Origin of the sequence: Prevotella herbatica (genome assembly GCF_017347605.1) — a bacterium.
GTDB classification, from domain to species: domain Bacteria; phylum Bacteroidota; class Bacteroidia; order Bacteroidales; family Bacteroidaceae; genus Prevotella; species Prevotella herbatica.
In genome coordinates, this window is sequence record NZ_AP024484.1 from 3,046,597 (window position 1) to 3,072,854 (window position 26,258).

A 26,258-nucleotide genomic window follows, 5' to 3' on the forward strand; every position below is an offset into this window, starting at 1 on the left:
GACTCTCAGGTACAAATAAAAACAGCCGTTACTTTACAAGTAACAGCTATAAATATTATTTGGCAAATGTAGTGATTAATTTATTGAGTTACATATAATTTTGCATTAATTAACCAAAAACCGCGGAAAAACATATTAATGAGGACACAGACGTTCAAAACATACTCGTATTTGAACATATTTTAAATATTTTCTCATCTATATCCTCCTGTCACACGTAACAATATTTACGCGTGCCAGCCCTCTTCGTGCAATTTTATACTCTAAAAGTCCTTTTTTCCTTTCTGTTACTTGTAAAGTAACGGAACGTGTAATTATAGAAGAGATAATTGGATGAGTAAATTAAAATTTCATAGTACGAAATGTAGGATGAGTGATATTATATTAAAGTCAATTTTGCTTTTATTGGTATCTATGCCATCCTTGCGCCTTCATGCGCAGCATGTCGCGCTGAAGTCCAATTTGCTTTATGACGCATTATGCATTCCATCCCTGGGTGCTGAGGTCCGCCTTGACAGTACTCTTACCCTGAGTGTTTCCTCAACCTATTGCCCGATATCCTACGGCAGTGACCGTAAATGGAAGAACTGGTCAGTTCAGTACGAAGCCCGTCACTGGTTCCGTAAGGCATTCAATGGTCCCTATATCGGAGCCTTCGGCATTCACGGAGGTTTCAACTTAAGCCGACTTCCCTTTTTTCATCTTACCAGTCATCGTGCTGAAGGCAACTTCAACGGTGCCGGACTCACCTTTGGCTGGCACAGGATTCTCTCTCCCCACTGGGGCATAGATACTTCGCTGTCTGCGGGCTACCTTCATCTGCGCTATCGCCATTACCGTGAGGGAACCTATGGCTACCTTGAATATACAAAGGGTAGGGACTATGTCGGTCCGGTCTCCCTTTCCGTATCGCTGGTATATATAATCAAGTGATAATAATAAGATAATAACAATGAAATAATATTTATAGAGAAATGAAACTATTACATTCTGCATTCTTTCTTCTTGCCTTTAGCGGAGTCGCATCCGCAGCATCCGCCCAGACTGTCTACGGCGGACAGATCTACGTCAACTCCGAGAACTTCACCCGTCAGGGCGACCTTCTCCGTGTACGCATGAAGGTAAGCTATGACAGCAGCGTTGTCGGCAGCTGTGAGTCGCTCGTCTTCACTCCAGTGCTTAAGACCGACAGTGCCGTCTCTGTGCTTTCCTCAGTGGTCATCAATGGTCGTGAGCGTGAGCGCGATGCTCATCGCACAGAGGTCCTTTCCGACAATCGCCGCAACATGCCCATCGTTGTCAAGGACAGCCATGCCGCCAAGCGTTACTTCATCTACGACACGACAGTTCCTTATAAGGACTGGATGCAGGAGTGCCGCATGTATGTAGAGAGCGAAGAGCTTAACTGCACAGGTCACCGCGGACATACCTATGAGGACCTTGTGCTGAAAAATATCTACCTCCACGATATGAGCAACGACAATCCCGATCCCAATGTGCACTATTATAATCTGATGGACTATGTACAGTTTCTTCAGCCACAGGGCTCAGATATAGATAAGTTCCACCGCAGCGGTGAGATTCAGATCTTCGGTAATAAGTCGCTTGCCAAACTCAGCGGCAGCAGATTCAACCGCACTGTGTTCAATACCATCGCCTCTGACGTGAAAAGTGAATTGCAGCGCTACGGAACGAGCCTTGTCGGGCTTCGTATCAATGGCTTCGGTGCTCCTATCGGCAACTACCGCCGCAACGAGAGTGAGGCTATGGAGCGTTCTCTTGATTTGAAGAAATATCTGATGAGGCAGAAGCTCACCAACCGCAACGATCTTACTGTAGGCTGGCTTGCAGAGGACTGGGACAGCATCTCTTCTCTTGTAGCAGGTAGCGGTATGAATCTTCGCGAAGCCGTTGTAGATATCATCAAGAGCATCGACGTTGTCAACGGTCGTGAGCGTGAAATCCAAGATATTGGTCACGGCATGCCTTATGAGTATATGGTGAAGTTCATCTTTCCGAAAGTCTACCGCATCAAATATACGCTGACGTTCCGTCACGATGGTTTCGACAGCAACTCTGCTATGCAGCATCTAGGCTCAAACCCTGCCACGATGACGCTGGGTGAACTCTATGCCACCGCGGGATTCTATAAGAAGGGCTCTCGCGAATACAACGATATCGTGGATCTCACAGCCCGTCTCTTCCCAGATAATCCAGAGGCAAACATCAATGCAGCCGGTGTAGCCCTGACACGCAACGACGTAGCCCTTGCGCATAAGTATCTCAAGCGCTGGGAAACTGATCCAAGAGCCTACTGCAATATGGGACTCCTTTACCTTAGCGAGGGAAACCGCGATAAGGCTGAAGTATACCTGAAGATGGCAAAGGCAGCTGGAGTTGTACAGGCAGACAAAGCCCTGAGTGAACTGATGAAGATGAAATAAAGGAATAAAATGAAAAGAGATATAAGGACTAAATATAGTATTAATAATTAAAAAGAAATAAGATTATGAGAATTAAAACCATCATGACCGCCTGCCTTGCAGTGCCTGCATTGTCAGTGCTGTGCCTAATGTCCTCATGTTCAAGTGAGGAGCTTCCTACAACAGAGAAGCCTTCAACGGGTCTTCAGACCTTAACCCTGAATCTGAAACCTGCCGGTACCCGTGCCGCCATCTATACAGATCCTGCTTCCCTTACTCCCAATCCTGAGAGCGCCATCAGTATTGTGACCATCGGTATCTTTGACCAGACTGCCGACGTAAATGGTAACTATCCGGTAAAGACTATTCAGGAGGTAACCACGAGTTCCACCAGTCCTTCCATTACGACCAGTCAGCTTGCCTCCGGTGATAAGGTCCTTGTTGCTGTGAATGCGAAGGCAGGAACCTTTACCGGTGCCAAGAATCTGACCGAATTCGAGAACAAAACTCTTGCTATTGATGACGCCCTTGCAGGCGGAAACCCTTCTGCCACAACAGTTGCCACCGGTAATCTTCCCATGTTCGGTACCAGCACCATTACTGGATCATCACCGACCTTTTCTGCCTCTGTAGACGTATATCACATGGTATCAAAGATTACGCTTAGATCACTCAGCGTGAACTTCAGTGCCACTGGTGCCTACTCGGCTGCAACGTTCAAACCTACTGCTGTTTTCCTGTCAAACGTTCCAGACAAGCTTGACTTTTATCCTGTAGACGCCGCTAATATGACAAGCTACTCTACCTTTGCCACCGTGGGAACCCTTCAGCAGGGAGAATCAGGAGTTTCTTCAAACCTTAAGGCATATCTCGGTACAGCTTCACCCATAGGTTTCACTCCAGTGAATGCTACGCTGAGCGGTGTGAATACAGGTAGCACTTATAACTGGGGAACGGTATCACCGTCAGTGACCAACATTCTCTATCTTTATAGCATGCCTAGTAGTGCAGCAACTTCAACCCGCCTTGTCATCAGAGGTGATTTCGATCCTGACGGTCCAGGATCAGCTTCAGCTGTTCCAGTTTACTATCCTATTAACATTAACTATAATTCATCTGGCAGCACCATTCCAGACGGAGGCACTGTTGCAAAGCAGATCTATCCAAACAAAAACTATATCATTGATGTGACTATTCAGGGTAAGGGTTCATCAAGTCCTACAGTAGCTATTGATCCTCAGACAGCAACGGCAAACATCACAGTGAAGGATTTCACACCCGCTAATCAGAGTAATGTGTTCAACTAAAACTGCATATTCTGAATAACAGTAATCAAATAACAACAATAAAACTAAAGCTCAATGAAAATTAGGCATATACTTATCACCTGCATCCTTCTGGCAATGCTTTCGCCCCTAATGTGTAGCTGCATCAACGACGACGATAGCCTTCGTGTGCAGTACAATGTCGGCGTTCGCCTAACCACGAGGACAGGCGAAGTATTGCCTGATTCTGTGGCAGGCAGCGTGCATGCCTATATGTTTATAGACGGCCGCTACTCCCATGAGGTATCCAGAGAGCCTGATGGTCGCTACTATCTCTGCTTCGACAACCGCCAGACGATGCGTCTTGTTGCAGTGGGCTTAGGCAGTAGTGACAGCGTTCAGCTCGTTCCTCCAGTCTTGGGAGATTCCCTTGGCAGTGTCTGCGCAAGACTCCGCAGCTCTGGTGAGTCCCGCTCTGTGACACGAACCTCAGGCACAATCACCGAGGTCACTCCGATGAGCTATATCTGCTACGGCGGTTTCAGCTACAGTCCCGGCGATGCACTTCGCGACTCCAGTTTTGCCACTCTTACGATGATGAATAAGAACGTGCGCATCCACGTTGTTATCCGTAATCTTCTCAGCCAGATGGGAGAGGGTAACTACACCGTAAAGCTAGAAGGCTTCCGCAGTGCCCTTGCCTTTGACGGAAGTATAAAGGGTGACAGCGTGGTCTATGAGCCTCATGGCGGCTTCGACAGCAATGGTGTGTTCTCTACGGATATCATCAATGCCCTTCCCACGGCTAATGGCGAGAAGGTTACCTTCACCCTTTACAAAAACGACAACCCGATATTTAAGCGTACTACGGACTCCTCTGGAGATCCTATAACCCTTTCACCGGAAGACGACAAGGCAATTGTTGTTGATGTGGGTAAGATGGGCGTCAATATTAATGTGATGCCATGGAGCGATGCAAACAATGGCACCATTTTCTACTAGATATGAAAGTATGTTTGTAATCCCTATACATTCATCATAGTTAAGTTAATAAGTAAAATGAACAAATATCACACTATATATTCCCTTTCAGTCCCAGTATTCTTATTGTCCCTGTGTCTCATTCTTGCATCCTGTGCAGGCGAGGAATTCTCCTCGACTTCGAATAGCGGAGATACAACAACAGTGAAGCTGACTTTCTGCATCAGTGATGGCAACCAGACGCGTGCCATCAATACTACCAATGAGAATATCGTGAGCGATATCACCGTAATGATCTTCGATACAAGTGGTTCTCTGATTGGTAGCACATATCAGTCTTCAGTGGCAGCAGGTTCTGTTTCAGTACCTGTCACCACACGTTCAGCGAGCAACTGTAAAATCTACGCTATCGCCAATACAGGCTCTTCAAGTTATTTTGCTGGTGTGAATACAGTAGATAAGCTGAATACGATGTACACCACGATAACCAACGCTGCAGATTTAGAGAACAACGGCAGTACAGCTGGTAGTACAGGGGCAATGATGATAGGTCATATTGATGTACCGACAATAGATCCTGGCACCAATCAGTTTGCCATCCCATTATATCATCAGTGCGGCAAGGTCACCTTCACGATAACCCCAGCAAGCGGAGTAACAATCACGGGGTATCAGCTCTGCAATGTGCCTCTTAGCAGTTATATCACAGACAGCCATGTGCCAGCATCAGCCTCTGTTGTTGCAGGTCCTCCAGCAGGAGCAAGTAGCTATGGTAACTTTACGGCTGTAAGCAGTCTGAGTCAGACCACAGCCTTATCAAAGACTTACTATGTGTACGAGAATCTCTGCGGCAGCAACAGTAATGCTACGACAGAAGTACTTCGCAACAGCAGCAACGTTCCTGTTTCTGCTTCAGCCAGTGCCAGCTATCTTCTCGTTAATGCGAAGGGTAGTGGTTGGTCATCTACCTATCGCATCTATCTTGGCGGTGTAACGAATGTAGCCACACCTGCGACCGATCTTACCAACTTCAATGTCTACCGCAACTTGAGCTACCAGTGCAATATAAGCCTTGGCGCAAACGGCGGCAACGGCGATGCAAGGGTAACCTATCAGGCAACGATAACTAGTGGTAGAAGTAATATGTATATGGGCGATGCTCCTATAGGTAACTATCTTTATGACGACGGAACTAATGGAAGTGCATATAGCCCTAATCATACGGTAGGTCTCATCTTTTCTAGTGAGGTTACTCAGGCTCAATATAATGACGGTTGCCGTCACGGAAGAGCAATCGCATTGAAAGATGCATATAATGGTAGTCCTTGTGCTTGGTCAAGTAATTCTACTCCTAATAATTCACCTTATCCAGACAAGACCGTTCATCCATACTGCCAGGCATTTAGCACATGTTTTAATGATGTAAGCAGCGGCTATGATGCGGCAAGTAGTGCTTTTGCTGGTTTATCTAGTAATCCTGCATGGTATTATTGTAACATCTACAGCGATGGTACTACACATACCGGTTCATTATTAAATAGAAAATGGTATCTTCCAAGTGCTGGTGACTGGTGGGATATAATGGAAAATCTTTGTACATGGACAGATCCTCAAAAGACGACTATAAAAGGTATGCGTATAAGTTCTAGTGGTATAACTACTATAATATCAGGTTTGTCAGGTTATTATTCAACCTTTGATACGAAATTAACAGCGGCAGGAGGCACAGCTTTGAAACATACTAGTTACTATTGGGCTGCGTCAGAGTATGATGGCGGCAACGTCGTGATTGTGTACTTCAATCCCTCGGCCGTGATCTTGTACTCCAACGGTAAGGGGGTCAGTAACGGCTACTGCGTTAGGGCTGTCCTCGCTTATTAATCACTTTATCTATTTATAACTTTATCTATTTTAAAAAATACCGCCTTTGGCGGTCGAAACATACTTACAATGTCACAATCTGATCATCTTCCTATCTATAAGGACACTTTTACCATGCTAGGCATGGTAATAGAACGAGTAAAAAATTATCCACGTTTCTATCGCTACACAATAGGCGAAAAGATGGTGAATATCAATCTGGATATGTTGTCTCTGATATATAGAGCAAACAGCAGTTACAATAAACTGCCTATAATAACCCAACTTGATGACCGATACCGCATGTTGGTAATGCTGTTCAGATTAAGTGTAGAACAGCGGGTGATACCGCAGAATAACTATGCAAAGTATGCAGAAAATTGTATGGTATAAGAATAAGATATAACTCAATTCTACGATGTCCCTTGTGACTCGTTCATGTGAAGAGTAGGTTCGTGAGAATCGAAGGACGTCTAAATAATTATCACTATAAATAATTAATGAATAGTTAGTTCTATTCATTTTCTTCTAAGGCTATTTAGTCTAAGAAGAGTATATCCCAGTGGGGATGTATTGGAGAGCCTTCACACGCGAGTGTGGGGCTCTTTTTTAAAGAGCCCGCTGATTCCTGTAGATATTTCTTGGGGATATCGCCTTTGTATCTGCTTAAGCAGATGTTGTTTCCCGCAGATTCCCGCAGACAAACGGCCAACAGCATGAACAGCATTGTCTCCCGCAGATAATGCAGAGGAATGCAGCAAGTTGCATTATTTCGCAGACAAACAGCAAAACAACAAACAGCGTGAACCGCATTATATACAGCAGTGTCGCAACTGTCTTTGTCAGCGAGATTTGGGCATCTGCTTGCAGATCCATTTGTCCTAACTGTCTTTTATCTGCGTGAATCAGCGAGATCTGCGGGAGAACGGCCGTTTATATTACGGTTTAGGATGATGGAAGAGCAAGCAAGTGAGAGCAGATCCAAGCTAGCTTGAGCTATGTTGAGGGCAGCTGATATTTATGGAAGAAATAAAATACAAGGAAAAAGCGTCAATAAAATCAACGTAATTAAAAGATTAATTTTTAATAGAGCAAGCGTGAAATGACTTAAAATCAAGGGGTATTTATGGAGAATACTACCCCCCTAAATAGAAAAAGATTCCAGAAAAAAAGAAAAATAACCTACATTACCTACATTTTTGACTTAAATTGTTATTTATCAATAGTTTATATGATGTATATTAGTGCCTTTTCCTACATCTTTCCTACATGGTTCCTACATTATTAGCACGTATTTGTATCTAAAACGATAGAATTTGATTAAAGTATAATACCAAAACCGCTTTTTAGTCTCACCATTAAGTCGTGTCTCTGGCAGTAAAGCAAATCACCGTAATGTCTTTCTTGAGAATTATAAATCTAGAAATGTTACTTCTATTTGTAAAAATAAAATGAAATAATTTGTTGCTGTCCGATAAAAATAAGGAATAGCATGTGAATAGTTCCCGAAGCCCTTTTAAACAGGGTTTCTGGCTCATTTTTTTTGCAGAACAAGCCCCCTTAATCAAAGAGTGATGGTTCGGTGGACTCTCAGCCTTCTCTTTCATATAAAAAAATTAAAACATAAATTTTGCTCAATTCCTTAAGCGCAGAGAGAATCGTGCATCATCCTTTAAATTATTATATAGCTGAAGATAAAATGATGCAATTAAAAGTAGGCTTGTTGGTATTTGTAGAAGTACCAATAACTCTATTCTAATTTGTATTTAAACACAAGTGAATTTATTTATCGATAAAGTAAAAACGTTAGTACTACATAATAGAAAACGTTTGATCGTAGGATTAGAAACTTTATAACGATACAATGCAAACTTTATAACGTAGAAACGCAAACGTTTGATCGTAGGATCAGAAACTTTGTAACGATACAATGCAAACTTTATATCGTGAAAACGCAAACGTTTGATTGTAGAAATAGGAACTTGATGATATAGCTTTGCCTTTATACCAATGGATTTTGGTTGATATTGCTTTGTTATGTGGCATAATGTAAGTATGTTTGAATTTATATTTTTTTTTAAAGTTTAGGTTTACTGTTGATAATAGTAATATATTTTTAAATAGTTTACAAAAACGTGGAGGATAGTGGAAGTATACCTCCACCGATAAAATATTATCAATCAAGTGTTTATGTTACTAGTGGAGGTTATTTGCTCTTTTTGAAAGTTTTGGGATATTTCTATTTTTCAGTAATTGAAAATGTAATAAAAAAGTCTTTTTTAAATTTGATGGAAAGTTCTATAATGATATCTGAAGCTGTTGTGAACTAGGGTAATACTCGTTGCCGGATTTAAATATTTACTAATTTAATTCCGCTAACAGGTTGTTATATCTACTTATAAAAATTAAAGCCGAATAGAACTAGTTACCTTTTAGTGAAATAGTGTTGAGAAATTTGTATGATAGTAAAAAAATGTCTATATTTGCATTGTATAGAAAGATAATATAAGATTTAAAATCTATACATATAGCAAAATATTTATATATCTAAATGCAGATTATGAAAAAGAAACTATTAATGGTTTTTGCCGCTCTTCTGATGACAGTTAGTGCCAGTGCACAATTTGAAGAAGGCAAGATGTATTGCGGAGCCTCGCTTACAGGATTGAATTTGAGTTATAATGGTGCTGATGAACTTAATCTTGGTTTACAGGCTAAAGCAGGATATTTCATTACTGATGACATAATGCTTTCGGCACAGTTAGGTTACCAAACAAGTTCGAGCGATGTAATTCCTAATCATTATGAAGTGGGTGCAGGTGCACGTTATTATATTGAGCAGAATGGCATCTTCCTAGGAGCTGGTGCTAAATATGTGCATACGGGGCACTATAATGATTTTATGCCAGGAGTAGAAGTGGGGTATGCCTTTTTCATAAGTAAAACCGTAACAATTGAGCCGGCTTTATATTATGATCAGAGCCTTAAGGATCATAGTCAGTATTCTACTATCGGACTTAAAGTTGGAATCGGTATATATTTGTAAGATATAATAGTACTTAGAAATATTATATGTCCGAAACTTATCCCTCGGCGTTATTAGAAAAAGCCGTAAGTGAATTCTCAAAACTACCAGGCATAGGGCGTAAGTCAGCTTTGCGTCTTGTCCTGAATATGTTGCGACGTGATGTCTCTGATGTTGATGAATTCTGTAATTCGATAATGACACTAAAGCATGAAGTGAAGTATTGTAAAGTCTGTCATAATATCAGTGATACGGATGTTTGTCCGATATGTTCTGATCGTCGTCGCGATGCATCAACGATATGTGTTGTAGAGAATATTCAAGATGTCATGGCTGTTGAGAAAACGCAACAATTTAATGGACTTTACCATGTGCTCGGTGGAATAATATCACCAATGGATGGTATAGGACCTGGTGATATTGAGGTTGACTCTTTGGTTGATAGAATAAGTACAGGAGATGTTCGGGAAGTTATACTCGCATTAAGTTCCACAATGGAGGGAGATACGACTAATTTTTACATATCGAGGAAACTTATGCAATATGATGTGAAACTCAGTGTGATAGCTCGTGGTATATCTGTTGGCGACGAATTGGAATATACGGACGAAGTTACTTTGGGGCGCTCAATATTAAACAGAACACCATTTAAACAATGAAACAAGCAGTAAAAATACTCACAATAAATTATTTTATCGTGTTGGCGTTTGCTTTGGCAATAATAGTCTGTGGCGAAAACGACTGGTTTAATAATGTTGGGATTATGCATGATAACAAAAGTTCTGATTTCATGATGACTTCATTAATGGAAATCATAACAATATGTTTAATCCCTGTATCATTACGTCTATTTAAATTCAAGAACGTACGTAATGCTATACTATCAGATAATACAGAACTTCATTCTTCGTTTATAGCCTGGGCTATTATACGTTTGGATATGTTGCAAATACCGATGATAGTAAATGCTATTTTGTATTATATGTATATGAATGTAGCTTTTGGTTATATGGGAATAATCTTGTTTCTAGCAAGTTTCTTTATATTTCCAACATTAGAAAGATGTAACTTTGAATACGAAAAGATAAAAGGCGAGCAATAATGCTTCTGTCTGTAATAATTGTAAACTATAATGTGAAGTACTACCTTGGGCAGTGTCTTCATTCCTTAACTAAGGCTTTGAAAGATATAGAGTCAGAAGTTATTGTTGTGGACAATCATTCAGATGATGGAAGCATTGAATATTTAAAGCCTATATTCCCTTATGTAAGATTTGTTCACTGCGGGCATAATATGGGCTTCTCGCGTGCTAATAATATTGGCATAAGGCAGAGCAACGGGGAATACGTCTTGATGGTTAATCCTGATACGATTGTTGGAGAAGATGTTATTGCTAATGCGTTGAATTTTATTAGGACGCATGTTGAAACTGGAGCTGTAGGTGTGAAGATGCTTAAGGCTGACGGTAGCAATGCTATGGAAAGCCGAAGAGGATTGCCTACTCCGATGGCTGCATTTTATAAGATGAGTGGATTGTGTGCAAGATTTCCCAGACATCATAAACTTGCACATTATTATATGAGTTACTTGTCATGGGATGAACCGCATAGAATAGAAGTCGTTAGTGGTGCTTTCTTTATGATTCGTCGTAAGGCATATAATGAAGTAGGGGGACTTGACGAAGATTATTTTATGTATGGTGAAGATATAGATTTAAGCTGCCGTCTTTTAGAAAGTGGATGGCAGAATTGGTATCTGCCATTATCTATACTTCATTATAAAGGTGAGAGCACCCAAAAGACATCTTATAGGTACGTGCATGTGTTCTATGAGTCTATGCTTATTTTTATGCGAAAGCACTATTACAATTCATCTTATTTGATAAATTTACCAGTGAAGGCTGCTATATTTTTCAAAGCGATGGTAGCTCTTGTAAAAAATGGACTGTTAAGCATGTCTAGATCTCTTGGATTCAGAGGAAAAGAAAATAACCCAAAATCAGCATATATGTTTATTGGTGGAAATGACATGTTGGAGCAGTGCAAAGGGATTGCACTTAATAATGGATTAGATGCTGAATATATAAATGCCAGTCAAGATAGTTGTCCTGATGGTCATCTGAAATATTTGCTTTCTGATCCAGAAAGAATGATATATGTTGTATATGACATGACTGTTTATAGTTATTCGCATGTGTTGAGCATATTTGCAGGTTGTCCTATGAAGCATGTATCCATTGGAACATATTATGATAATGTATTAATAACAGCAGAGGAGGTGATGTGTAATGAATAAAACTGATAAATTACCAGAGGTTACTTTGAGGGCAATTGAACCAGAAGATCTGGAACTGCTTTATCATTTAGAGAATGATGATAAGCTGTGGCATGTAGGAGTCACAAATGTTCCGTATTCTCGCTTTCTGCTTCATGACTATATTGCTAATTCAAGTGGCGATATCTATACGGATAAGCAAGTGAGGTTAATGATCGTTGATTCTGATAATAATTGTGTCGGTATTATAGATCTGGTAGATTTTAATCCACAACATCGTAGGGCTGAGATAGGAATAGTTATAATGAGTGAGTATAGAAATCGTGGTTTTGCCAAGGCTGCATTACTTAAGGTTATTTCGTATTGTCACAAAGTAATACATTTAGCACAAATCTATGCTATAATAAGAAATGATAATAAAATTTCAATAAATCTATTTAACTCTTTGGGTTTCAGTAGTAAAACACAATTAGAGGGGTGGCTTTTTGATGGCGAAAAATACAATGATGCTGTTTTAATGCAAATTTTTTTAGAAAAAACACTTTAAAAGTTTTGGAGAAATAAAATATTATCATTACCTTTGCACTCGCAATTCAGAATAAGGCTCTTTTATGGTGCGTTAGTTCAGTTGGTTAGAATGCCTGCCTGTCACGCAGGAGGTCACGAGTTCGAGTCTCGTACGCACCGCCACAAGCCTTTCATGAATTTGTAAAACTGGTGCGTTAGTTCAGTTGGTTAGAATGCCTGCCTGTCACGCAGGAGGTCACGAGTTCGAGTCTCGTACGCACCGCTTAAAATCCTCAAAACTTTATTGTTTTGAGGATTTTTTGTATAAAGAAGTTTCCTATGAATGTCTTATTAAATGTATCTCGTGATCAATGCAGTTTGGTAGTTCTTCTTTATAGTGAGTCACTATAATCATAGTCTTATTGCATCTTTTGCAGAAAGTCTCTATGATATCTTTCACCATTCGTCTATTTGTGTTGTCAAGTCCGTGTAGTGGCTCGTCAAGAATTAATAACTCAGGATCTTTTACAAATGCTCTTGCAAGAAGTACTAGTCTTTGTTCACCGCTAGATAGTTTAAGGAAAGTTCGATCTTGAATTTTATCAAGCCCGAATATTTTCATCCAGAATTTGCATTGTTCAAATTCTTCTTCAGATGGTTTCATGTACAGACCGACAGAATCTTTCATACCACTAGCTACAATTCTTATAGCGGGCATGTCACGTTGATAAGCACGGTGCATTTCAGGTGAAACATATCCTATATGTTTTTTGATATCCCATATACTCTCTCCGCTTCCGCGAGGATTATCAAATAGTGTTATGTTGCATGCGTAGCTTTGCGGGTTGTCAGCGCAAATCAAACTTAACAGTGTTGACTTACCTGCGCCATTTTGTCCGCTGAGCGCCCAATGTTCTCCATTCATAACAGTCCAGTCCAATTTGTCAAGAATAGTTCGCTCGCCATATTTTATGCAAACCTGATCCATCTTAACAACTTCATTGGTATGATATTCGTTGCTTTTATAAGGTAAGTTTATTATTTCCTGTTCATATTCTTTACTTAGTACTCTACTAGGTATAGCCTGACGATTATTGATATAATCCTCAAGTTTAACTTTTGGATATACTTTCATCTTCTTTACTTCAACAACATGTGTTATGAAATCTGGAATATCATCGCTTTTACTTAATACCAATATTATTTGCAGGGCATTCTCCAAAGACAATTCTTTTAATAATTCTTTCAGTTGATCTCTTGTGTTGGCGTCAAGACCAATAAAAGGGTTGTCCATTATTAATATTCTTGGATTGGCAAACAGGGTAGAGGCTAGTTTAAACTTTCTTAGTTCACCGCTTGACAACAAAATAATATATTTATCCAATAGATGCTCTATGTGGAACATCTTGTATATATGCTTTTGTAGTTCTCTTCTTTTTGGTGTGTCCACTCCTGCCAAACTGTAAGCTTCTTCTAGTTTGTCACCAACGGTAGGAGTGTTTTCGTCAATTTCTTGTTGGTTCCATCTTTGTTGCAGGTAATATGTGCGGTCATTGTCACTTCCATAACTATCACGGAAAGTTATGTATTTAATGTTGTCTGAAACAAGTGGTTTTTCACTTGGTGAGAAATCGTATTCCGGATCATGCATAAGCAGTGGATGTGTGCCAACAATAATGTCAACTAGCATTGATTTTCCCCCACCGTTTGGTCCGACGATAGCTATATGTTCGCCATCATTTGTTTCAAAGTTAACAGGTTCAGCCATACGCCATTCTGGCATACGTGTTGTTCCATCCTGAATTTTGATAATCTTTTGCATGATAAGTCTCTATTTAAATCTTTATATTGTTCTTCAAGATTGAATTTTATCTTTGTTTTTTATGGCAAAATCTTTCCAATTGGAATAATGTTTGGCTTCTGTTGATGGTCTTCCCATTTGCATAAAATGACAATATGCAGCTCCGAGTGCGTCTGTTGCATCCATAAACTTAGGCATATCTTTCTCATCAATATTAAGAAGCCATTGAAGCATGCCTGCCACTTGTTCCTTAGATGCTTGCCCCATACCGGTGATAGCCATTTTTATTTTTAATGGTGCATATTCATGTATTGGTATGTCTCTGCATATTGCGGCTGCAATTGCAACTCCTTGAGCTCGTCCTAGTTTTAGCATGGATTGTACGTTTTTGCCGAAGAAAGGAGCTTCAATAGCTAGTTCGTCAGGGAGGTATTCTTCTATCACACCCGTAACTCTTTCAAAAATTTTTCCTAGCCTAAGATATGGGTCACGTATCTTTCTCATATCAATGACCCCCATAGATATCATCTTGGCTTTGTTTCCTGTGACTTTTAGTACACCGTATCCCATGACGTTAGTACCAGGATCAATGCCTAATATTATTTTATCAGTTTTTTTGTCCATATACTTATCTGTCAAGATATGGATTTTCTGCTAGTTCTTGTCCGATAGATGTCTCTTCACCATGTCCAGGGAAGATACGTGTATTGTCGGGAAGTTGACAAATAATTCTAAGACTCTGTATAATCATGAATTTAGAACCTCCTTCAAAGTCTGTTCGCCCTATTGAATTATGGAATAGAGTGTCACCAGAGAATGCGACATGTTCTTTTTCACAATAAAAGAAAACGCTACCCGAAGAATGACCAGGCGTTTCTATGATAGTAAATGTGTGATTTCCAAACTTTACTGTATCTCTTCCCGTAAGATATTTTCCTACAGGTGGCATTTCGTAATCTAAATGGATGCCGGCGATAGATTCAGCCTGAGAATTCAGCTTATTCATCAGTTTCTCATCAGAAGAATGAACCTCAGGTTTTAATCCAAACTGTTCATAAATATAGGCATTTCCAAAATTGTGATCAATATGTGCATGTGTAGCAATAAGATGCTTTGGCACAAGCTCGTTATCACTAATATATTCAGTAATAGCTTTCTTTTCCTCTTCCCAAAATGCACCACAATCGATGATAACACATTCTTTGGTCTCATCGTTAACAACGTAGCAGTTTTCCTGTAGCATGTTGCACGTAAAGCGTTTGATATTCAGCATATATTTAGATTTAAGCCATTGGTAAATAAATAAGTTTCTTATCTTCCTTAAACCACTCCTCGTCAAACATGTCTTCAAGCGGCATGACGTCAATAATATTCAGATATGGTTTAAGTTCTTCTTTAAGGTCACCGCCTTTAAGACAAAGTAGGCCATTAGGAAGTGCATTATTTTGTTTCTTGCTGATATTCTTTTGGATGATTTTTGTCAACAATGGCAATTGCATTACGGCACGACTCACAACGAAGTCATATTCTCCCTTTTCTTCTTCTCCGCGTCTATGCAATGCTTCTACGTTTTGTAATCCCAATGCGTTTGCCACCTCATTGGCAACCATGATTTTCTTTCCAGTCCCATCAATAAGTCTGAATTTGCATTTTGGAAACATAATAGCTAAAGGTATACCAGGAAATCCGCCACCTGTTCCGAAATCAAGTATTCTGGAACCGTCTTTAAATCTTATAGCCTTCGCTATAGCTAGTGAATGTAATACGTGATGCTCATAAAGATTGTCTATATCTTTGCGAGATATAACGTTAATCTTTGCGTTCCAATCACGATATAAAGCATTAAGCATTTCAAACTGTTGCTTTTGCTTTTCGTTAAGCTCAGGAAAGTATTTTGTTATGATTTCTATCATGTGTTATATATTTACTCTATATTTATGATAATGTAATAATTATAAGAACGTGACGATTGTATAATTAAAGTTACTATATGCACAATTATCAAATTCATTATAATAGGGGCAAAGTTACAAAGAAAATTTGTAACTTTGCATAGCAATTACAATAAAAAGGTAAAATGATAGATAATGAAATCGCAGAACTTAAAGCCGCTCTATTTGATTTAGATGGAGTGATTTTCGACACCGAGCCACAATACACAAACTTCTGGCGTAGTCAGTGTCAACTTTACCATCCGGAGATTCCTGGATTGGAGAATGATATAAAAGGACAGACTCTTGTTCAAATTTATGATAAGTATTTTGATGATGTAAAAGATCAGCAACCAATTATTACACAGCGACTTAATGAATTTGAAAAGACAATGAGCTTTCCATTTATTGATGGTGTTGAGGCTTTTATCCTCGATTTGCGTGCTCATGGAATAAAGACTGCTATTGTGACAAGTAGCAATATTGAAAAAATGAATAATGTGTATGCACAGCATCACAACTTCAGAAGTATGTTTGATCGCATTTTGACAAGTGAGGATTTTTGTGCAAGTAAACCTGATCCTGATCCTTATTTGAAAGGTGCAGAATGTGTTGGTGTAAAGCCTGAGGAATGTGCTGGCTTTGAAGATAGTTTTAATGGTTTGAAATCTGTTAGGGCTGCTCATGAATTCACTATAGGACTGTCAACAACTAATACAGCCGAAAGTATAAAAGAATATTCTGATATAGTTATTGAAAACTATATTAATGTTGATTATGAATGGCTGATAGAAAAATTTCATTAACATTTGTTTTGCAATCTCCATCAATTGATGTAATTTTGCACTCAAAATAAAATATATATAATGGGATACTTATCTACTGATAAAAAGAAGATTACTTCTAAGACATTTGTTGATATGAAGCAAGCTGGTGAAAAAATCACGATGCTTACCTCTTACGATTTTACGACAGCCAGCATTATAGATGCAGCAGGAATAGATGGAATATTAATAGGTGATTCTGCTTCAAACGTAATGGCTGGTAATGATGATACAATTCCAATCACCGTAGATCAGATGATTTATCATGCGCGTTCAGTTGCTCGTGCATGTAAGCATTGTCTGGTTGTTTGTGATATGCCTTTTGGTAGCTATCAGATTAGTAGGGAAGATGGTGTACGCAATGCCATAAAGATTATGAAGGAATCTGGTGTTGATGCTTTGAAACTTGAAGGTGGTATAGAAATTATTGATACGATAAAGGGAATTATTGATGCAGGAATACCTGTTATAGGACATTTAGGATTGACACCTCAAAGTATTCATAAATTTGGTGGTTATGGATTAAGAGCCAAAGAAGAGGCTGAGGCAGAGAAACTGTTATCAGATGCTCGTGCATTAGATGAAGTTGGATGTTTTGGTATTACTTTAGAGAAGGTTCCTGCAAAATTGGCTGATGAGGTAACAAAAGCTGTAAGTTGCGCAACTATTGGTATTGGTGCTGGGAGTGGAACTGATGGTCAAGTACTTGTTTATGCAGATGCTTTAGGAATGACACAAGGATTTAAACCAAAGTTCCTTCGTCATTTTGCTGATGTTAACAAATGCATGACAGATGGTGTTCAGGAATATATTCGTACAGTTAAGGAATCTTCGTTCCCTAATGTAGACGAAAGCTATTGAACTATTTAATGGCACCATATTATTGTCATTAATTCTTGATAATTTATTTGTTCATCAATGGTATATGCAAAATAAAATTCTTTAGTTTGCGTTATATCACTGATGAACAAAATCATAACATTTATTTTATTGACTTTTGGTTTGTTATTTTTGTCATGCAATGATGATGAGAGGTTTTCTACATCTACGGCAGACAAACTGACATTCTCTGGCGATATCATATCTCTTGATACCGTGTTTTCGACTATTCCTTCTTCTACAAAATCTTTTTGGGTTTACAATAAGAATAATGCAGGAATAAGATGTAGTAACATTAGATTGGAGTCTGGAAACCAAACAGGATTTAGAGTCAATGTTAATGGTTTGTATCTTAATTCGACGAATGGATATCGTGCAAATGATGTCATGTTATATCATGGTGATAGTTTGCGTATCTTTGTAGAAGTAACGTCTCCCGTAAATAATGAGGTTACACCTAAAAAGATTTCAGACAATCTTATATTTCAACTTGAAAGTGGAGTAGAGCAGAATATTAAATTGCAGGCTTGGTCATGGGATGCGACAAAAATATCTTCATTACATGTTAATAATGATACTACTATAGATGGTAGTTCCAGACCAATATTGGTTTCTGGTGGAATAACCATAGCTAAGGGCGCTGTACTAAATATTGCAGCTGGTTCAGTACTTTACTTTGATTCAGCTGTTGGAATTGATGTTTATGGACGCCTTCATATAGAGGGTCGTAGCGACAACGAGGTTGTCATTCGTGGTAGTCGTCTTGATAAAATGTTTGACTATTTGCCATACGATCGTATGAGTGGTCAATGGAAAGGTGTTCATTTTTATGAATCTTCTTATGGTAACTCAATAAAGTATTGTGATATTCATAGTGCTTTTAATGGAATCGTCTGTGATAGTAGTGATGTAGATAATGTAAAGCTAAATATAGAAGAATCAACTATTCATAATTGTCAGGGATATGGATTGAAGTCTGTAAACAGTAATATAGCTTTGTTGAACACCCAGATAACCAACACGTTGAATAATTGTATTTATATTGATGGTGGAAAGGCGATTATAAATGCCTGTACTATAGCTCAGTTCTATCCATTTGATTCTAATCGTGATGTAGCTTTCTGTTTTCTTTCAAATCATGCTCTGAAATCTATGTCTGTATACAATAGTCTTATTACTGGATATGCAGACGATCAATTGTATGGGGGGAAGACGGCAGGTAAGGATTTTAATTATAAATTCAGTAATAGTATTATAAGGACCCCAGTTGTTTCAACCTCTGATAGTGTTTATTTTAGTAATGTTATTTATGAGTCTACTGTTAATGCTGATAGTGTGGGGAAAAATCATTTTGTTAAAATAGATGCAGACAATCAGTATTATGATTTCCATCTCTCAGCTAAATCTGCCGCAATAAATAAAGCTGATAAAACAACAGCTCCAACTTCTGATCGCAATGGTAAAAAACGCATTGGTATTCCAGATGTCGGAGCTTATGAGTATTAATCTATTGTGTCTAAATATCTTATTTGTCGCTATATCCTTTTGCTAATCCACCTTCTCCTGTCTCCTTGTAAAGTGAAGGTAAATCATGTCCTGTTTGCTTCATGACGTTAACAACTCGGTCAAAACTTACACGGTGACTTCCGTCACTGAATGATGCATATAATTGTGCGTCGAGAGCACGTGTGGCAGCAAAGGCATTTCTTTCGATGCATGGAATCTGAACTAGTCCGCATACAGGATCACATGTCATGCCTAAATGGTGTTCTAGTCCCATTTCTGCAGCGTACTCAATCTGTGCTGGACTACCGCCGAAAATCTGGCATGCAGCTGCGGAAGCCATAGCACAGGCGACTCCAACCTCACCTTGACATCCAACTTCAGCTCCGCTTATCGAAGCATTCTTCTTTACTATACTACCAAACAGTCCAGCAGTTGCAAGAGCTCGTATAATTCTATTGTCGCTGAAGTTGTGAGATTTGTATATGTGATACAGTACTGCAGGTACTACACCGCATGCACCACAAGTAGGAGCTGTGACAATCACACCTCCTGATGCATTTTCTTCACTTACAGCTAAAGCATAAGAATAAACCAATCCACGGCTTTGTAACGATTGTTTGTAGCCGCTAGCCTTAACATTATATGTTGAAGCTTTTCTCGGTAGGTGAAGTGGGCCAGGAAGAACACCTTCATGATTTAATCCCCTTTCTACTGAATCTTTCATTACCTGCCATATCTGTAGAAGATAATCGTTTATATCATCATCTTCATGAATGTCTACATATTCCCAATAACTGCAACCAGTGTTATCACACCATTGTTTGATTTCATCAAGAGAGTTAAGAGGATATACATCTTTTGTTCGGAAATAGTCATCGTCTCCTTTCCCCTCAGACAATGCACCACCACCAACACTATAGACAGTCCAGTCATCAATGGGTTTCCCGTCAATGTCGTAAGCTACGAATTTCATTCCATTAGGATGAAATGGAAGAAACGTTCTAGGTTTCCATGAAATCTGGACCGGTGCAATAGGACGTAATACATCCTCAATAGCAATGTCGGTCATGTGTCCTCTTCCGGTTGCAGCAAGTGAACCGTATAGAATAACGTTGAATGAAGATGCATCTTTGTGGCGTTCTGCAAAGATGGTTGCTGCTTTTTGAGGCCCCATAGTGTGACTACTAGAAGGACCTATGCCAATGCGAAAAATTTCCTTAATAGATTCCATTGTCTAAAGCTTTAAAAATGAAAAAAGCCCACAAATCTTAAGATTTGCAGGACTTGTTGTAGTCGATAGGGGAATCGAACCCCTATGCCAAGATTGAGAATCTTGTATCCTAACCATTAGATGAATCGACCATTGTGCATTCTTGAACTTTGCGTGCGGAAGGAGGGGGATTCGAACCCCCGGTACGATTACTCGCACGGCAGTTTAGCAAACTGCTGGTTTCAGCCACTCACCCATCCTTCCAATAAGGATTGATATCGTTACCGATAAACAAGCATTGTTCTTAAATGCGGTGCAAAGGTAATTCTATTTTCCTATATTACCAAATCTTTTAGCTATTTTTTTTGAAAAAAGTTTCATTAAAAATGTATTATATTGAAAATCAGTATGGTTAGCGATTTTATCTTTTAGGAGAAAACGTGAGTTGGCAGAATAGGATAGAGAAAGTATATGTAAATAAAAAGAGAGAGAACAAAAGTTCTCTCTCTGATTTGTGCGCCCTTAGGGATTCGAACCCTAGACCCACTGATTAAGAGTCAGTTGCTCTACCAACTGAGCTAAGGGCGCTTGGTGCAATTTGTTGTTTCTGAGTTGTGTTTGTGCGCCCTTAGGGATTCGAACCCTAGACCCACTGATTAAGAGTCAGTTGCTCTACCAACTGAGCTAAGGGCGCATATTAAACTCTCCCAGAAATCATATTTCTGAATTGCGTGTGCAAAGGTACGTCCTTTTTTATTAATTGCCAAATCTTTTAGAGACTTTTTTCAAAAAAATATTAATTGGTATTTATAAAGTTGTGTATATTAACGCTTTATAAATTTAATAATTGTGCTGTTGTCTTGTAGTAGATATATACCGGTATTTAGTTTGCTTATATCTATAAATGTTTGATCATTATTTGTAGGCATGTCCTGAATTTTTTTACCTTCAACATTGTATATATTAATATTAGATCCACCTTTTGTACCACTTACAATTATACTATTGTCATAAATACCTCCAATAGATGCAATGTAAGCTTTGTCGATGTCATAATTAGAAACTAGTTTTGCCATTGTTGCCGCAAGTTTGTTTGTCATTATAGTGTTGTCACTCCAATGTAGCGTTATGATAGAATCCTCATAACTTATTTCTGTAACGCTCTTCTCTGCTTTGTTTCCATTAATGCTAATCGCACTTTTATCACTTCCGGCAAATGTGTTTGTCGAAATGAATAGCGTCAAAAATATGGCAATAATGTGTTTCATAGGCAACTATTATAAACAATATAGTCGCAAATATACTAAATAATTGTTTAGTATGTTACTATTTTGAAGAATATAATGCTATTTTTGAAGAATTTTAACCTAATGCTAATATTCATTGAGCGGCATGCGGGGGTCGAACCCGTGACCTTCGGCTTGGGAAGCCGACGCTCTACCAACTGAGCTAATGCCGCAATATCTGAGCCGATACCGGGACTCGAACCCGGGACCTATTCATTACGAATGAATTGCTCTACCAACTGAGCCATATCGGCAATGAAATCAAATTAATGTTTGGTGTTCGGAATGCAAAGGTAATTGATTTTTTCTAAAGGTCCAAATTTATTCAACAATTTCTTTGTCATATATTCTTTCGAATTCGGTCCTTAGTAACTCGTCATCACTTATGATATTTTGTATGGTTTTCAGATTGTTAGCGTTTGGACTTCCTGGAATCCATAGGTGAATGTATCCGTTACATGAATATTTCTCATTCATGTGCTTTTGAAAGCGTGTCCATTGTTCTTCCTTATTTTTAGTTGGTTCGTTTTCAAGACCAAATTCTACCGCTCTTGTAAAAACAGTTTCAGGATCCAGATCACGGTCTGCTTCAGCTACTATTTTCCCATAAAGGCTGCGTGGTACATGACTGGAGCTCGCTCTATGATCTTCTACAGCTTCTTTCATTATCCTTAGTTGGTCATCACTGAACCATTTTTTAAGTCTGTTATCAGAAGATAGAATTTTACCGCTTGTTATATGGTGTATTGCTCTTGGACCACTCATGCCTAAATCATGGTAAGCAGCAATGACGTATGCTATATTGACATCCGCGCCTGTTTGGTGTGCCAGTTGAATGGAATTATCAATAACTCTCATTACATGTTGCAGCCCATGGCTTTTGCCGAAGTCGTTGTATTTTGGAAGAATGTTTCTTTCAATGAATTCCATTATCTCTAGTGATACTTGTTGCATTATAGTATAGATATTTATTCGTTATAGTAAGATTGATAGGGCAGAAAGTGCACAGAATATAAGCATGTTTCGTGATGTCTGTCCTAATATTGAATTTAACTCTTTTCCATGTTTTATTCTGATCATTTTACGATATGCTAAGTAATGCATAGGCACATATAATAAAGGTAGTGCTGTTAAAATCAGATTCTTTCCTGTGATATATGCGGCAAAACACATTGCGATTGCTCCCATAAAACCAATAAAGAAATATAATCTTTCACCTATTTTCTCACCAACCCTAACTATTAGTGTTATCTTGCCGTCATGTTTATCGTTATCTCGGTCTCTATAATTATTTATTATTAATAAGGTATCAATAACTAATCCACAACCAATTGAGGCGGCAAACACATTAAGCTGTATATCTTTTTGTATAAAGGGTACTACAACATAATATGTTATGCATACTGGTATTATCCCAAAGAACACAATAACCAATACGTCTCCGAGACCGAGATATGACAGCATTGTGGTATATAGAAAACAACAAACAACGCATATAAATCCTATTAAAAGCATTTCTATACCACCATAAAGTATAAGTGGCAAACCAATAACGCATGCTATGAGCGTAGTTGCAATAATGCCGTATTTCATGGCATTTAATGTTATCCAGCCTTCAGAACATGCTCTTTTGGGACCAAGACGAGTTTCTGAATCATCGTTTCCTTTAATACAGTCAAAGTAATCATTAATGAAATTTGCGTCAATTTGCATTATTATTGCAAATAGAAAACATAAAGCTGCTGGTATTATGTTGAAGCCGGTTACTCCTGTTTTATTAAAGACAAGCGCTAAAGCTACAATGACAGGTAATGCTGCACCAGTAAGAGTCTTTGGCCTAGCCGCGAGTATCCATGCCTTGAAGCTGTTAGTTATAATATTTTGATTATTCATATTTACCTCTTTCCTGTTTCTAGTTAAAGAAATTCCAACTTATTCCAATTCTGAGTATTCTCTCGTTTAGTGGATAGTGGGGACTCAGGAAGTAGTTCTTGTTTCCATTTCCTGCATTAACATGACTCATCATTATAAAGAAACGTGTATGCTTTAGATGAAAATTAGCGTAAACATTAACGATAGGATAGTTTCCTATATTTACTCTGCTATCTGTTCCGTTTGTTGTACTTGTATTTGTCTGTACTGTATACTGTCCAATTCCAGGGATATATTCTGGAGCATAATATTCCGTAAAATATCTAACATCACTACCCAAATCACATTTCAGTACATGTGCAATCTTGAATCTAAGATACAAATTACTGTATATGTTCAAATCCGGTACAGGAAGAGCATCTTTGTTGCTTGATTTTTGATACGTGATTTCATTCTCCCAGTTAAGAGGCCCTAGTGTGAAATCCTGTGATAACGAAGCTGTTATGAGATTTATTGCTCCACTATTTTGCTTCACAGTAATGGCGTTGCCAAGTCTATTTAGATCTTTGTCTATTGTATACGAAGATGCAAAATAAGTATAATTCTTTATTTCGTCTACTGCTACACGTAGTGACGTGCGCGTCTTCTTATAGCTAAACACACCCTGAATACGTGAATGAATAACCTTGTCCAAATCGTTATTATCCCACCAATAGTGCATTGAGTGGTAATGACGATAGTAGAAAGTTGGATTCAGTCTGTATAAAAAGCCGCTTGCCGCAAGAGTTACAGTGTCGCCAAATAGCTTGAAGTTAAGATCTGCTGTAGCATCAAATTTCACTTGTCCTGCATCTGCACCAGTAAGCCAAGTCTCACCGATAACACTGTAATGGAATGTCTTTCCTTGCGTCTTGTTTATCATTCCTCCAATGCTTATATTATGCTCATTGTAAGATTTTGTACCAATAGAGTCGGGGAGTGTGAAATGACGTAAGTCTGATGTTACAAATGCTTTGATTCCAGATTTCGCCCATTTATTAAATCCTTCAAGAAGAGATATTGCAAATGTATTTTTAAGACTGTAATGGCTCGTTTTATCGTATATAGAGTCGCCTGATAGCTTTTCGTCTACTTTATAAGTATTTGCATAGAACTTGTCTGGAGTTTCATAAGCTTGATATATACGTGTGTAGTTGTTAAATTCCAACGTATGAATAAAACTTGTTACTGGAACGAACTCATTTTTTAACCATGCGGTGTCTTTTTTTGTATTTTTCTCTGCTAAGAGAATACTGTCAGCTGATTCTTTGCTGATTGATAAACGTTTGCTGGTATTCTCTTTTTTGTCTGGTTCTGTGCCGGCAATCTTTGCATTGTCAGGCCTTCCGGCAAAAGATTTTGGCTCTTTTTCGTTGGGGCTGTCATTAAGCTTATTATCTTTATTTTTCTCTGCAGTGGCGTTTTCTTTTTTAGACTCCATCGCAAATTTCTTCGCCTTGATTTCGTCTTCAGTCATTTTCACCTTTCTACTAAAACCAATGTTGTAGCGTTGTGTGAACAGAATATGTTGGTTATCATTTCTATTCCAGTTCTTTTCTAATACAGTTGGTATCTCGTTGGTTGCATAATTATCACTAAAACTTTCGGGATGCTTTATGTAATTATCGTCTTTAATACCTCCATTCTCAGCCATCTTCTGATGATTTGTAGAGACAAGAAGATGTGCTTGGTAATTGTCGTCAATATATGAACCATACATCGTATAGTTGAAATTTGACGCACTTTGGTTTTGGTAATATCCACGACCGTATAGATAGTCAAATTTAAAGCCAACTCCAAGCTTTTTACCGGCGTTGACACCGAATTTAGCCGTGAAATGATCTTCTCCATTTATTCTATCTCCAGCATTATTATACGTAACATTAGTAAATGGTGACAATGTGTTGGTGAAATCGAATTTGTCTTCAGGCGTAATGAAAAAGTCATAAGGTTGTGTGAAGATAAACTGTCCAGTATTGACTCGATCAATAAATACACGGTTGATGCGTGGCGCACCAAGGTTACCGGTGGTATTGAATTCACCTCGCATGCCAGTTGTGAATATTGAATTCATAAACATATGAGGAATGGTGTCAAGTACAGCATCTGTCCTGTCACCAAACCTTTTGTCTATTGTCCAAACCTTAATACCCTTTGGTATTTCTTTGTCAGAGCCTAATGAATCTATTTTATTTTTGCCTCCTCGTTTGGTAATATTTCCTGCTTCGTCCATTTGGTTGTAAGAACCGTTATCATTGAATTGGGCGAATATATTAGATACCGAAAGAAGGAGGACGACTATAAATAATATTCTTTTCATTTATGGAACATTCGTAGTGACACTTCGATAAATTTCAATACTACCGCAATGATAAGTACCACTGCACCTGTAATCTTAAAATCTGATTTTGTGTAAATTATTACTCCAGTAATAGCCAACACCATAAATGCAACGTTTATGATATTGCGATATTTAAACATTGAATCTTTGCCATTATTTAATTTCGGCTGAGTATGATGTGGCTTAACAGCGTATTCTCTCTCGTCTTTATTTATATTTTCTTCCATAATCTTT

Annotated in this window: 24 protein-coding genes and 8 tRNA genes; 16 read left to right on the top strand and 16 right to left on the bottom strand. The window is 38.5% G+C overall.

Annotated features, from left to right (window positions below; translation table 11 throughout):
• Positions 1 to 369 precede the first annotated feature (369 nt).
• The 13 genes from prwr041_RS11545 to prwr041_RS11605 all read left to right on the top strand — a co-directional run bounded on the left by prwr041_RS11545 (position 370) and on the right by prwr041_RS11605 (position 12,618).
• Entirely contained in the window at positions 370 to 933 is a 564-nt protein-coding gene (locus tag prwr041_RS11545; protein ID WP_207153917.1) for a DUF3575 domain-containing protein, read from the top strand.
• A gap of 41 nt (positions 934 to 974) precedes the next feature.
• Positions 975 to 2,444: a tetratricopeptide repeat protein gene (locus prwr041_RS11550; RefSeq protein ID WP_207153918.1), complete on the top strand. Its 1,470-nt coding sequence runs from the start codon at positions 975 to 977 to the stop codon at positions 2,442 to 2,444.
• Between the two features lie 65 nt (positions 2,445 to 2,509).
• Positions 2,510 to 3,730 carry a fimbrial protein gene (locus prwr041_RS11555; RefSeq protein ID WP_237072234.1) on the top strand — a complete coding sequence of 407 codons (1,221 nt, stop codon included), beginning with the start codon at positions 2,510 to 2,512 and terminating at the stop codon, positions 3,728 to 3,730.
• A gap of 231 nt (positions 3,731 to 3,961) precedes the next feature.
• Positions 3,962 to 4,690 (top strand): FimB/Mfa2 family fimbrial subunit, encoded by a 729-nt coding sequence (locus prwr041_RS13805; protein WP_394370821.1) that lies wholly within the window; start codon positions 3,962 to 3,964, stop codon positions 4,688 to 4,690.
• 57 nt (positions 4,691 to 4,747) lie between these two features.
• A complete protein-coding gene (locus prwr041_RS11565) occupies positions 4,748 to 6,550 on the top strand; it encodes a DUF4906 domain-containing protein (protein ID WP_207153919.1) in 1,803 nt (600 codons plus the stop codon).
• Between the two features lie 69 nt (positions 6,551 to 6,619).
• On the top strand, positions 6,620 to 6,922 hold the full coding sequence (locus prwr041_RS11570; RefSeq protein WP_207153920.1) for a four helix bundle protein: 303 nt from the start codon (positions 6,620 to 6,622) through the stop codon (positions 6,920 to 6,922).
• Between the two features lie 2,167 nt (positions 6,923 to 9,089).
• Positions 9,090 to 9,575, top strand: a complete 486-nt coding sequence (locus prwr041_RS11575; protein ID WP_207153921.1) for an outer membrane beta-barrel protein — start codon at positions 9,090 to 9,092, stop codon at positions 9,573 to 9,575.
• Between the two features lie 26 nt (positions 9,576 to 9,601).
• A complete protein-coding gene (recR, locus tag prwr041_RS11580; RefSeq protein ID WP_207153922.1) occupies positions 9,602 to 10,213 on the top strand; it encodes a recombination mediator RecR in 612 nt (203 codons plus the stop codon).
• A complete protein-coding gene (locus tag prwr041_RS11585; RefSeq protein ID WP_207153923.1) occupies positions 10,210 to 10,656 on the top strand; it encodes a hypothetical protein in 447 nt (148 codons plus the stop codon). Before recR ends, prwr041_RS11585 begins: the two co-directional genes overlap by 4 nt.
• Positions 10,656 to 11,849, top strand: a complete 1,194-nt coding sequence (locus tag prwr041_RS11590; RefSeq protein WP_207153924.1) for a glycosyltransferase family 2 protein — start codon at positions 10,656 to 10,658, stop codon at positions 11,847 to 11,849. Before prwr041_RS11585 ends, prwr041_RS11590 begins: the two co-directional genes overlap by 1 nt.
• Positions 11,842 to 12,375, top strand: a complete 534-nt coding sequence (locus tag prwr041_RS11595) for a GNAT family N-acetyltransferase (protein ID WP_207153925.1) — start codon at positions 11,842 to 11,844, stop codon at positions 12,373 to 12,375. Before prwr041_RS11590 ends, prwr041_RS11595 begins: the two co-directional genes overlap by 8 nt.
• A 66-nt stretch (positions 12,376 to 12,441) precedes the next feature.
• Positions 12,442 to 12,518: transfer RNA gene (locus prwr041_RS11600), tRNA-Asp, on the top strand.
• A gap of 26 nt (positions 12,519 to 12,544) precedes the next feature.
• Positions 12,545 to 12,618, top strand: a tRNA-Asp gene (locus prwr041_RS11605).
• A 54-nt stretch (positions 12,619 to 12,672) separates the two neighbouring features.
• Here prwr041_RS11605 and prwr041_RS11610 read toward each other — a convergent pair.
• From prwr041_RS11610 to rsmG, 4 genes are read right to left on the bottom strand one after another with little or no spacing between them, the layout of a single operon-like run.
• Entirely contained in the window at positions 12,673 to 14,157 is a 1,485-nt protein-coding gene (locus prwr041_RS11610) for an ATP-binding cassette domain-containing protein (RefSeq protein ID WP_207153926.1), read from the bottom strand.
• 33 nt (positions 14,158 to 14,190) lie between these two features.
• A complete protein-coding gene (ruvC, locus tag prwr041_RS11615) occupies positions 14,191 to 14,760 on the bottom strand; it encodes a crossover junction endodeoxyribonuclease RuvC (RefSeq protein ID WP_207153927.1) in 570 nt (189 codons plus the stop codon).
• Positions 14,761 to 14,764: 4 nt separating this feature from the next.
• Positions 14,765 to 15,409: an MBL fold metallo-hydrolase gene (locus prwr041_RS11620; protein WP_207153928.1), complete on the bottom strand. Its 645-nt coding sequence runs from the start codon at positions 15,407 to 15,409 to the stop codon at positions 14,765 to 14,767.
• 10 nt (positions 15,410 to 15,419) lie between these two features.
• Positions 15,420 to 16,049: a 16S rRNA (guanine(527)-N(7))-methyltransferase RsmG gene (gene rsmG / locus prwr041_RS11625; RefSeq protein WP_207153929.1), complete on the bottom strand. Its 630-nt coding sequence runs from the start codon at positions 16,047 to 16,049 to the stop codon at positions 15,420 to 15,422.
• Positions 16,050 to 16,213: 164 nt separating this feature from the next.
• On the opposite strand from rsmG, the gene prwr041_RS11630 reads away from it, so the two are divergent.
• The 3 genes from prwr041_RS11630 (at position 16,214) to prwr041_RS11640 (ending at position 19,276) form a co-directional block, all read left to right on the top strand.
• A complete protein-coding gene (locus tag prwr041_RS11630; RefSeq protein WP_207153930.1) occupies positions 16,214 to 16,873 on the top strand; it encodes an HAD family hydrolase in 660 nt (219 codons plus the stop codon).
• 60 nt (positions 16,874 to 16,933) lie between these two features.
• Positions 16,934 to 17,752 (top strand): 3-methyl-2-oxobutanoate hydroxymethyltransferase, encoded by an 819-nt coding sequence (panB, locus tag prwr041_RS11635; protein WP_207153931.1) that lies wholly within the window; start codon positions 16,934 to 16,936, stop codon positions 17,750 to 17,752.
• 102 nt (positions 17,753 to 17,854) lie between these two features.
• The gene (locus tag prwr041_RS11640) at positions 17,855 to 19,276 is read left to right on the top strand and encodes a choice-of-anchor Q domain-containing protein (protein WP_207153932.1); all 1,422 of its coding nucleotides are present in this window, start codon (positions 17,855 to 17,857) and stop codon (positions 19,274 to 19,276) included.
• A gap of 19 nt (positions 19,277 to 19,295) precedes the next feature.
• On the opposite strand, the gene prwr041_RS11645 is transcribed toward prwr041_RS11640, so the two are convergent.
• The 12 genes from prwr041_RS11645 to prwr041_RS11700 form a co-directional block, all read right to left on the bottom strand.
• A complete protein-coding gene (locus prwr041_RS11645) occupies positions 19,296 to 20,507 on the bottom strand; it encodes an L-serine ammonia-lyase (protein WP_207153933.1) in 1,212 nt (403 codons plus the stop codon).
• A 59-nt stretch (positions 20,508 to 20,566) separates the two neighbouring features.
• Positions 20,567 to 20,638, bottom strand: a tRNA-Glu gene (locus prwr041_RS11650).
• A gap of 25 nt (positions 20,639 to 20,663) precedes the next feature.
• Positions 20,664 to 20,750 (bottom strand) — tRNA-Ser (locus prwr041_RS11655).
• A 251-nt stretch (positions 20,751 to 21,001) separates the two neighbouring features.
• Positions 21,002 to 21,074, bottom strand: a tRNA-Lys gene (locus prwr041_RS11660).
• A 33-nt stretch (positions 21,075 to 21,107) separates the two neighbouring features.
• Positions 21,108 to 21,180, bottom strand: a tRNA-Lys gene (locus tag prwr041_RS11665).
• Positions 21,181 to 21,310: 130 nt separating this feature from the next.
• A complete protein-coding gene (locus tag prwr041_RS11670; protein ID WP_207153934.1) occupies positions 21,311 to 21,754 on the bottom strand; it encodes a T9SS type A sorting domain-containing protein in 444 nt (147 codons plus the stop codon).
• Positions 21,755 to 21,872: 118 nt separating this feature from the next.
• Positions 21,873 to 21,945, bottom strand: a tRNA-Gly gene (locus prwr041_RS11675).
• A gap of 8 nt (positions 21,946 to 21,953) precedes the next feature.
• Positions 21,954 to 22,026 (bottom strand) — tRNA-Thr (locus prwr041_RS11680).
• 67 nt (positions 22,027 to 22,093) lie between these two features.
• A complete protein-coding gene (locus prwr041_RS11685; RefSeq protein ID WP_207153935.1) occupies positions 22,094 to 22,726 on the bottom strand; it encodes an HD domain-containing protein in 633 nt (210 codons plus the stop codon).
• A gap of 21 nt (positions 22,727 to 22,747) precedes the next feature.
• Positions 22,748 to 23,665, bottom strand: a complete 918-nt coding sequence (gene menA, locus prwr041_RS11690; protein WP_207153936.1) for a 1,4-dihydroxy-2-naphthoate octaprenyltransferase — start codon at positions 23,663 to 23,665, stop codon at positions 22,748 to 22,750.
• A gap of 19 nt (positions 23,666 to 23,684) precedes the next feature.
• Positions 23,685 to 26,003: a putative porin gene (locus prwr041_RS11695; RefSeq protein ID WP_207153937.1), complete on the bottom strand. Its 2,319-nt coding sequence runs from the start codon at positions 26,001 to 26,003 to the stop codon at positions 23,685 to 23,687.
• Entirely contained in the window at positions 26,000 to 26,251 is a 252-nt protein-coding gene (locus prwr041_RS11700; RefSeq protein WP_207153938.1) for a mechanosensitive ion channel protein MscS, read from the bottom strand. Before prwr041_RS11700 ends, prwr041_RS11695 begins: the two co-directional genes overlap by 4 nt.
• Positions 26,252 to 26,258 lie beyond the last annotated feature (7 nt).

Excerpts from the sequence above, each read along its gene's own strand:
- rsmG (WP_207153929.1), bottom strand. The coding sequence starts at position 16,049 with ATGATAGAAATCATAACAAAATACTTTCCTGAGCTTAACGAAAAGCAA.
- prwr041_RS11645 (WP_207153933.1), bottom strand. The coding sequence starts at position 20,507 with ATGGAATCTATTAAGGAAATTTTTCGCATTGGCATAGGTCCTTCTAGT.
- prwr041_RS11545 (WP_207153917.1), top strand. The coding sequence starts at position 370 with ATGAGTGATATTATATTAAAGTCAATTTTGCTTTTATTGGTATCTATG.
- prwr041_RS11700 (WP_207153938.1), bottom strand. The coding sequence starts at position 26,251 with ATGGAAGAAAATATAAATAAAGACGAGAGAGAATACGCTGTTAAGCCA.
- panB (WP_207153931.1), top strand. The coding sequence starts at position 16,934 with ATGGGATACTTATCTACTGATAAAAAGAAGATTACTTCTAAGACATTT.
- prwr041_RS11570 (WP_207153920.1), top strand. The coding sequence starts at position 6,620 with ATGTCACAATCTGATCATCTTCCTATCTATAAGGACACTTTTACCATG.
- prwr041_RS11550 (WP_207153918.1), top strand. The coding sequence starts at position 975 with ATGAAACTATTACATTCTGCATTCTTTCTTCTTGCCTTTAGCGGAGTC.
- prwr041_RS11685 (WP_207153935.1), bottom strand. The coding sequence starts at position 22,726 with ATGCAACAAGTATCACTAGAGATAATGGAATTCATTGAAAGAAACATT.
- prwr041_RS11695 (WP_207153937.1), bottom strand. The coding sequence starts at position 26,003 with ATGAAAAGAATATTATTTATAGTCGTCCTCCTTCTTTCGGTATCTAAT.
- prwr041_RS11640 (WP_207153932.1), top strand. The coding sequence starts at position 17,855 with ATGAACAAAATCATAACATTTATTTTATTGACTTTTGGTTTGTTATTT.
- prwr041_RS11670 (WP_207153934.1), bottom strand. The coding sequence starts at position 21,754 with ATGAAACACATTATTGCCATATTTTTGACGCTATTCATTTCGACAAAC.
- prwr041_RS13805 (WP_394370821.1), top strand. The coding sequence starts at position 3,962 with ATGTTTATAGACGGCCGCTACTCCCATGAGGTATCCAGAGAGCCTGAT.
- prwr041_RS11575 (WP_207153921.1), top strand. The coding sequence starts at position 9,090 with ATGAAAAAGAAACTATTAATGGTTTTTGCCGCTCTTCTGATGACAGTT.
- prwr041_RS11565 (WP_207153919.1), top strand. The coding sequence starts at position 4,748 with ATGAACAAATATCACACTATATATTCCCTTTCAGTCCCAGTATTCTTA.
- prwr041_RS11585 (WP_207153923.1), top strand. The coding sequence starts at position 10,210 with ATGAAACAAGCAGTAAAAATACTCACAATAAATTATTTTATCGTGTTG.
- prwr041_RS11620 (WP_207153928.1), bottom strand. The coding sequence starts at position 15,409 with ATGCTGAATATCAAACGCTTTACGTGCAACATGCTACAGGAAAACTGC.
- prwr041_RS11590 (WP_207153924.1), top strand. The coding sequence starts at position 10,656 with ATGCTTCTGTCTGTAATAATTGTAAACTATAATGTGAAGTACTACCTT.
- ruvC (WP_207153927.1), bottom strand. The coding sequence starts at position 14,760 with ATGGACAAAAAAACTGATAAAATAATATTAGGCATTGATCCTGGTACT.
- prwr041_RS11610 (WP_207153926.1), bottom strand. The coding sequence starts at position 14,157 with ATGCAAAAGATTATCAAAATTCAGGATGGAACAACACGTATGCCAGAA.
- prwr041_RS11630 (WP_207153930.1), top strand. The coding sequence starts at position 16,214 with ATGATAGATAATGAAATCGCAGAACTTAAAGCCGCTCTATTTGATTTA.
- prwr041_RS11595 (WP_207153925.1), top strand. The coding sequence starts at position 11,842 with ATGAATAAAACTGATAAATTACCAGAGGTTACTTTGAGGGCAATTGAA.
- prwr041_RS11555 (WP_237072234.1), top strand. The coding sequence starts at position 2,510 with ATGAGAATTAAAACCATCATGACCGCCTGCCTTGCAGTGCCTGCATTG.
- menA (WP_207153936.1), bottom strand. The coding sequence starts at position 23,665 with ATGAATAATCAAAATATTATAACTAACAGCTTCAAGGCATGGATACTC.
- recR (WP_207153922.1), top strand. The coding sequence starts at position 9,602 with ATGTCCGAAACTTATCCCTCGGCGTTATTAGAAAAAGCCGTAAGTGAA.